Genomic DNA, 6859 nt, shown 5'->3' with positions numbered 1-6859 from the left:
GGCGCGGTAGACCGGCGCCATGGCCAGGGCGGCTCGCGCGAGGTGGGTCTGCAGGTCCTCCTCGGGCAGGTGCCGGGAGGTGCGGGCGCCCGTGCAGTCCAGCGGACGGCGGCGACGGTGTCGTCGAGCGCGGCGGGGAAGGGGTCCTCGGGCGGGCGCCGGTACCCGACCGACAGCCACGCGACGCCGCTGGCGGCGGCCAGGGCCCGCACGACCGGGTCGTAGGAGTCGACGTCGCCGAGGACCCATCCGCCGCCGTGCAGGTACACCAGCGCGGGGGCGGGGCCGTCCCAGGCGGGCCGGTAGAGCCGGGCGGGCAGCGGCCCGGCCGGGCCGTCCACGGCGAGGTCGGTCACGGCGCCGGCGGGCGGGCGCGGGGACCGGGCGAGGTCGGCGGCGTGGGCGCGGCGCGCGTCCTCGACGCCGCCCGTGCCGCCGTCGCCGGCGGGTTCGGCGAGGCGGCGGCGCAGGAACGCCAGGTACTCCGGATCGCGACCGGTCACACAGCGCAGCCTACGGCGTGCGGCGGGAGGGCGGCGGCCGGGGAAGCGGCCGGGGAAAACCTGTTGGGGGCGGGCGGCCGGGGTCCCTAGGATCGGGCGCATGTCCGCCGTCACCGACTGCGCGGCGCGGGTGATGGCCGCCGCCGCCTACGTCCGGCTCCGCGGCCGCCGCCCCGCCTTGGACCTCCGGGTGCGCGCCGCCTGATCTGCCGCAGCCGCGGCGCCGTTGCGCGGCGCCGCGGCCGTGGCGTGCGCTCGCGCGCACCGGCCGTCCAGGGCACGCCGACGCCCCTGACGATCCCGGACGGGCCCCGCCGCGCATCCCGGCAGCACCTTCCTGTGCGCCGCGTTTCCGCTGTGATGCGTTTCCGCCGCGCCGCCGTGCGCGTGTGCGCGGCCCGTCCGCCGGCCCGCCGTGGCCGGGAGCCGAGGACGGCCGCCATCACTCACCGAAACCGAACCACCGCTCGCGGGCGCGCGCGCCGCGAGCTGTCCCAGAACTTCCTCGCCGACCCGGGGGTGATCGCCCGGTACGCCCGGCTGGCCGCGCCCGGCGGGCTGGTCGTGGAGGCCGGCGCGGGCGACGGCCGGATCACCGCCGCGCTCGCCGCGCACGCCGACCGGGTGATCGCCTACGAGATCGACCCGGTGCACGCGGCGCGGCTGCGGCGCCGGGGCCTGCCGGGCGTGGAGTGCGTGACCGGCGACTTCCTGGCCGCGCGGCCGCCGCGCGGCCCGTTCCGGCTGGCGGGCAGCATCCCGTACGCGGCGACGTCGGCGATCGTGGCGTGGGCGCTGGACGCACCGGCGCTGGAGGCGGCGACGCTGATCACGCAGCGGGAGTACGCGCGCAAGCGCACCGGCGACTACGGGCGGTGGAGCCTGCTGACGGTCCGGACCTGGCCGGTGTTCCGGTGGGGGCTGGGCGAGCGGATCCCCGCGAGCCGGTTCCGGCCCGTCCCGCGGGTGGACTCGGCCGTGCTGCGCCTGGAGCGGCGGGCGCGGCCGCTGCTGCCGCCCGGCGCGCTGGAGGGGTACGCGCAGTGCGTGGAGCTGGGGTTCACCGGCCGGGGCGGCAGCCTGCACGCGTCGCTGCGGTCGGCGTATCCGCGGCGGCGGGTGGACGCGGCGTTCCGCGCGGCGGGACTGCCGCGCGGCGCGGTCGTCGGGTACGTCCACCCGGAGGAGTGGATCGAGCTCGTGCGGGTCCTGCACCGCCTGGAGTGACGGCCTGGTGCGAGCGTACGCGCCGGGGAGGCGCGGGGAGGCGCGGGGAGGCGCGGGGAAAATGCGTTGCGGCGGTGCCGCGGCCGGGGCAGGCTGATCAGGCGGCCGCTCCGGCGGGCGCCGCGGCGGCGCACCGGGCCGCCATCCCCTCGCGGGTTCGATTCCCGCCGGCGTCTCCGATCCCGTCCCCGCTGTCACCCTGGGGACGGGATCCCGCGCGTTCAGGGGGCGGGGAGGACGCCGCCGATGCAGTCCAGGACGCGGTCCAGGCCGTAGCGGAACTGGTCCTCGGCGCTCATGTGGGGCAGCCGCGCGTCCATGACGATGCGCTCGAACATCGGGTAGCGGCCGGTGCCGAGCAGTTCCCGGACGTAGGGGCCGCTGTGCAGCATCCAGCGCTCGGGGGTCATCCCGCTCTGCCGCGCCTCCCGCATCCACTCGATCTCGCCGCGCACGACGCGCTCGACGTAGCCGTTCAGCATGTCCAGGAGCGTGAGCATCTGGTCGATGGGGATGCCGACGTCCAGCGCCCCGAAGGCGAACTCCAGCAGCCGCAGCCGGTTCGGGCCCATGGTGGCGCGGGGGCGGTGCAGCCCGGCCAGCCAGGGGTGCCGCAGCCACACCGCCCGGGTGTTCTCGGCGATCAGCGTCAGGTCGGCGCGCCAGTCGCCGGAGGGCCGGTCGGGGATGTCCAGCTCCAGCAGCGCGTGGTCGACCATCAGTTCCAGCAGGTCGTCGCGGGACGGCACGTACCGGTACAGCGACATCGCGCCGGTGCCGAGGTCGGCGGCGATGCGGCGCATCGAGGCGGCCTCCAGCCCGTCGGCGTCGGCGATGCGGATCGCCGCCTCGGTGATCTGGGCGCGGCTGTAGGCGGGGCGGGGCCCGCGGCCCTGCCGCTCCGGGACCGACCAGATGCTGACGTGCTGCTCGCCGGCTGCCACCGAACCTCCTCGCGGGTCGTACCGAGCATCCTAGTTGCGTACGACGTACCCAGTTGTCTACCGTGAGATGCGTACACCGTACCCAGAGGAGTTGCCGTGACCCGTGAACCGATCGTCGCCGCCGAGGCGCTGCGCAAGCGCTACGGCACCACCCAGGCCCTCGACGGCCTCGACCTCGCCGTCCCCGCCGGGACCGTCTGCGGGGTCCTCGGCCCCAACGGCGCCGGCAAGACCACCGCCGTGCGGATCCTGGCCACCCTGGCCGACGCCGACTCCGGGCACGCCCGCATCGCCGGGTTCGACGTCGCCCGCCACCCCGACCAGGTCCGCGCCCGCATCGGCCTGGCCGGCCAGTACGCCGCCGTCGACCAGAAGCTCACCGGCCGCGGCAACCTGCGCATGTTCGGCCGCCTCTCCCACCTGCCCCGCCGCGAGGCCCACCGCCGCGCCGACGAGCTGCTGGAGCGGTTCGGGCTCGCCGACGCCGCCGACCGGCAGGTCGCCGGCTACTCCGGCGGCATGCGCCGCCGCCTCGACCTGATCACCAGCCTCATCCTGCGGCCCCAGGTGCTGTTCCTGGACGAGCCCACCACCGGCCTGGACCCCCGCAGCCGCGGCGAGATCTGGGACGCCGTCCGCGGCCTGGTCGCCGACGGCACCACCGTCCTGCTCACCACCCAGTACCTGGACGAGGCCGATCAACTCGCCGACGACATCGCCGTCGTCGACCACGGCCGCGTCATCGCCACCGGCACCCCCGACCAGCTGAAGGCCGCCATCGGCGACCGCCTCGACGTCGTCCTGGACGACCCCGCCGACGCCGGCGCCGCCGCCGCCGTCCTGCACGCCCTCACCGGCGCCCACCCCGCCCTGGACGGCGACCGGCTCTCGGTCCCGCTGACCGCCCGGACCGTCCGCCTCGCCGACGTCGTCCGCGAACTCGACCGCGCCGGCGTCGCCACCGCCGACGCCGGGCGGCGCCGCCCCACCCTCGACGAGGTGTTCCTCCGCCTCACCGCGACCCCCGAAACCGACCCCGGCACCGGCACCGGCACCGCCGAAGCCGCCGCCGGCGACGGCGCGCCCGTGAAGGAGACCGTCCGATGACCGCCCTCACCGCCCCCGCCCCGCCCGCGGCGCCCGCCGACCGCGCCGCACGGATCCGCTGGGCCGTCACCGACGGCCTCACCCTCATCGGCCGCGAACTGTCGCGGATCCGCCAGGAACCCGGCGAGCTCATCGCCGCGCTGATCTTCCCCGCCGTCATGGTCGTGCTGTTCGGCTACGTCTTCGGCAGCGCCATCGCCGTCCCCGGCGGCGGCGACTACCGCGAATACCTGATGCCCGGCCTGTTCGCCATGGTCACCTTCACCTCCACCATGGCCGTCACCCTGCGCGTGGCCACCGACGCCTCCCGCGGCGTCATGGACCGGTTCCGCTCCATGCCCATGGCCCGCTCCGCCGTCCCGTTCGGGCAGACCGGCGCCGAGATCCTCCACGGCGTCCTCGGCATGCTCATCATGGCCGCCGCCGGCCTCCTCGTCGGATGGCGCGCCCACAACGGCCTGTGGTCCACCCTGGAGGCGTTCGCGCTGCTGGCCCTCATGCGGTACGCCCTCAGCTGGGCCGGCTGCTACCTCGGCCTGGTCGTCCGCAACGAGCAGACCGCCGACCAGCTCATCCCGCTGGTGTTCCCGGTCACCATGCTGTCCAACTCCTTCGTCCCCACCGGCGGCATGCCCGCGCCGCTGCGGATCATCGCCGAATGGAACCCCGTCAGCGCCCTCACCGCCGCCTGCCGCGACCTGTTCGGCAACCCCGGCGCGCCCGCCGCCGACACCGCCTGGCCGCTCGCCCACCCCGTCGCCGCCACCCTCGGCTGGTCGCTGGTCCTGCTGGCGGTGTTCGCCCCGCTGTCGGTGCGCACCTACCGGCGGCGCGGCCGCTGAACCCCCGGCGACCGCTGAACCCCGGCTACCGCGGACCCGCGGCCCGCGGCGGACACCCCGCCGCGGGCCGCGGGCGCACTCACACCCCGAACGGCGCCGGGTACCGCACCGTCCCGGACGGGACCGGGCCCGGCCCGTCCAGCACCAGCGCCATCAGCGCCTCGTCCGGCACCTCGAACGCCACGCCGACGCCCAGCGCCGACGCCCGCCCGAACCCGAACCGCGGGTAGTACTCCGGATGCCCGAGCACCACCACCAGCCGCTCACCGCCAGCCGCCGCGCGCCGCGCCGCCTCCGCCAGCACCGCGCGGACGGCCGCGCCGCCCGCACCGCGCCGCTGCAGACCCGGCGCCACCGCCACCGGAGCCAGCGCCAGCGCCGCAGCGCCCGGCCCGCCCGGCCCGCCGTCTCGGGGGTCGAGGAGGTGGCAGCGGGTCACCAGCGCGTACCCGGCGACCCGCCCGTCCGGGGCCTCGGCCACCACCGACAGGCCCGGGATCCACGCCGCGTCCTCGCGCAGCGCGTCCACCAGGTCGGCCTCGGCGGGAGTCGGGAACGCCGCCTCCACCACCGCGCGGACCGCCGCCGCGTCGCCGGGCCGCTCCGGCCTCGTCGTCCACATCATCGGTCCCGCCCCCGCTCCCGGTACATCCGCCGCTGCTCCTTCTTGATCGTTTTCCATCGGTTCTCGTGTTCGGCGCGCAGCCGCGCGTCGCTGCGCGAGGCCGCCCACGCGTTCTCGCGCAGCAGCCGCCGGTAGCTGTCGAGGCGGCGCTGCGGCAGCGTCCCGTCCTCGACCGCCGCCAGCACCGCGCAGCCCGGCTCGGTCTCGTGCGCGCAGTCGGCGAACCGGCACCCGGCGGCCAGCTCCTCCACGTCGGCGAACGTGCGCTCCAGCCCGGCCGACGCATCGACCAGCCCGACGCCGCGCAGCCCCGGCGTGTCGATCAGGACGCCGCCGCCCGGCAGCGGCAGCAGCTCCCGCCGCACGGTGGTGTGCCGGCCCTTGCCGTCGGCCTCCCGGACCGCGCCCGTCACCAGGGAGTCCGCGCCCAGCAGCGCGTTCCCCAGCGTGGACTTGCCCGCGCCCGACGGCCCGACCAGCACCACCGTCCCCGCAAGGACGGCCCGGACCGCCTCGACGCCGTCGCCGGTCGCGGCGCTGCACGCCACCACCGGCACGCCCGGCGCCGCCGCCGCGGCGTCGGCCTCGGCCGCGGCGGTGTCCGCGACCTGGTCGGCCTTGGTCAGCACCACCACCGGTCGCGCGCCGCTCTCCCAGGCCAGCGCCACCAGCCGCTCGATCCGGCCCGGCGCCGGCCGGGCCGCCAGCGACACCGCGACCGCGACGGTGTCGACGTTGGCGGCCAGCACCTGGCCGCGGGAATCACGCCCCGCCGACGCCCGCGTGATCGCGGTCCGCCGCGGCAGCAGCGCCGCCACGACCGGGCGCCCGTCCGGGCCGCCGGGGCGCAGCGCCGCCCAGTCGCCCGTGCACGGCACCGGGTCGCCGGGGGACGCCGCACGCGGCACCGACGCCCGGACCGGGCCGTCCTCGGTGACCGCGTCGCACAGGCCGCGGTCGACCGCGGCCACGCGCGCGGGCACCAGACCCGCCGCGCGATGAGAGGTGAACTCGTTCTCCAGGTCCTCGTCCCAGCCGTAGGCGGCAAGAGGGGACGAGTCCGCGAATGCGGAGGACAATGCAGTGGAACCCTTCACGTGAGTACAGGGCCCCGGCGGGCGGACACCGCAACGACGAGTGCGGCTCAGGTCGGCTCAGCCGGCGGCCCGGAGGATGAGGACAGGCTGAATGCTGCGGGCAGCAGCAACCGCGGCAACGGCCATTCGTCCCCACCTCCTCACGTTCACGCGCGACACTACCGCCCCCGCCCCGCACCGCGCCACCCAATTAACAAGGCGCGGCCGGTCGGGCGGCCGGACGGGCGGCGGGGGACCGGCACCGTCCCGCGCCGGTTATGGTGAATTCGGGGCGGATCGCGATGAGGGGCGTGGCCGTGGACGACACAGACCAGCAGGACGGCAAGGACCACACCGACCCGGCGGACCCGGCGGCCGGCCGGGACGGCCGCGGCACCGGGGACCGGCGCGACACCCTCGCCGGGCGCGCGGAACGGGCCGACCGCGCCGCCGCGCGGCGGCTGGAAGAGGTCTTCGACGCGCTCGCGCCCGCCGCCGAGTCCGCCGCGCGGCTGGCCGCGCAGGCCGGCGAACC

8 protein-coding genes are annotated in these 6859 nt (G+C 77.1%); 4 read left to right on the top strand and 4 right to left on the bottom strand.

All coding sequences use genetic code 11. The annotated features are described in order from the left end of the window. Nucleotides 1–503, bottom strand: a 503-nt coding sequence (locus tag AB0K34_RS45620; protein ID WP_364554765.1) for an alpha/beta hydrolase, incomplete at its 3' end; no start/stop codon positions are given. 360 nt (nt 504–863) lie between these two features. Here AB0K34_RS45620 and erm point away from each other — a divergent pair. Beyond that, the gene (erm, locus tag AB0K34_RS45615; protein WP_301178136.1) at nt 864–1730 is read left to right on the top strand and encodes an ErmE/ErmH/ErmO/ErmR family 23S rRNA (adenine(2058)-N(6))-methyltransferase; all 867 of its coding nucleotides are present in this window, start codon (nt 864–866) and stop codon (nt 1728–1730) included. 221 nt (nt 1731–1951) lie between these two features. Here erm and AB0K34_RS45610 read toward each other — a convergent pair whose 3' ends face one another. Then, nucleotides 1952–2674 carry a TetR/AcrR family transcriptional regulator gene (locus AB0K34_RS45610; protein ID WP_138642260.1) on the bottom strand — a complete coding sequence of 241 codons (723 nt, stop codon included), beginning with the start codon at nt 2672–2674 and terminating at the stop codon, nt 1952–1954. A 96-nt stretch (nt 2675–2770) separates the two neighbouring features. On the opposite strand from AB0K34_RS45610, the gene AB0K34_RS45605 reads away from it, so the two are divergent. Together AB0K34_RS45605 and AB0K34_RS45600 are read left to right on the top strand one after the other, a co-directional pair. Continuing rightward, nucleotides 2771–3781 carry an ATP-binding cassette domain-containing protein gene (locus AB0K34_RS45605; protein WP_301178137.1) on the top strand — a complete coding sequence of 337 codons (1011 nt, stop codon included), beginning with the start codon at nt 2771–2773 and terminating at the stop codon, nt 3779–3781. Continuing rightward, complete coding sequence (locus AB0K34_RS45600; RefSeq protein ID WP_301178138.1) at nt 3778–4623, top strand: ABC transporter permease; 846 nt, start codon at nt 3778–3780, stop codon at nt 4621–4623. The genes AB0K34_RS45605 and AB0K34_RS45600 overlap by 4 nt, the downstream gene beginning before the upstream one ends. A gap of 79 nt (nt 4624–4702) precedes the next feature. Here AB0K34_RS45600 and AB0K34_RS45595 read toward each other — a convergent pair whose 3' ends face one another. Together AB0K34_RS45595 and rsgA are read right to left on the bottom strand one after the other, a co-directional pair. Next, nucleotides 4703–5248, bottom strand: a complete 546-nt coding sequence (locus AB0K34_RS45595; RefSeq protein ID WP_301178139.1) for a GNAT family N-acetyltransferase — start codon at nt 5246–5248, stop codon at nt 4703–4705. After that, nucleotides 5245–6327, bottom strand: coding sequence for a ribosome small subunit-dependent GTPase A (gene rsgA / locus AB0K34_RS45590; RefSeq protein ID WP_301178140.1), 1083 nt, complete (start codon nt 6325–6327; stop codon nt 5245–5247). The genes AB0K34_RS45595 and rsgA overlap by 4 nt, the downstream gene beginning before the upstream one ends. Before the next feature lie 314 nt (nt 6328–6641). On the opposite strand from rsgA, the gene AB0K34_RS45585 reads away from it, so the two are divergent. Beyond that, nucleotides 6642–6859: hypothetical protein (locus AB0K34_RS45585; RefSeq protein ID WP_364554762.1), on the top strand; the 218-nt coding region annotated here is incomplete at its 3' end.

The sequence above is a fragment of the Actinomadura sp. NPDC049382 genome, from assembly GCF_040677125.1.
GTDB lineage: Bacteria > Actinomycetota > Actinomycetes > Streptosporangiales > Streptosporangiaceae > Spirillospora > Spirillospora geliboluensis.
The sequence above is the reverse complement of the archived record's forward strand: the minus strand, read 5'-3'. Positions and strand labels throughout refer to the sequence as shown.

Coding starts and splice junctions, on each gene's coding strand:
- AB0K34_RS45600 (WP_301178138.1), top strand. CDS start 3,778: ATGACCGCCCTCACCGCCCCCGCCCCGCCCGCGGCGCCCGCCGACCGC.
- erm (WP_301178136.1), top strand. CDS start 864: ATGCGTTTCCGCCGCGCCGCCGTGCGCGTGTGCGCGGCCCGTCCGCCG.
- AB0K34_RS45595 (WP_301178139.1), bottom strand. CDS start 5,248: ATGATGTGGACGACGAGGCCGGAGCGGCCCGGCGACGCGGCGGCGGTC.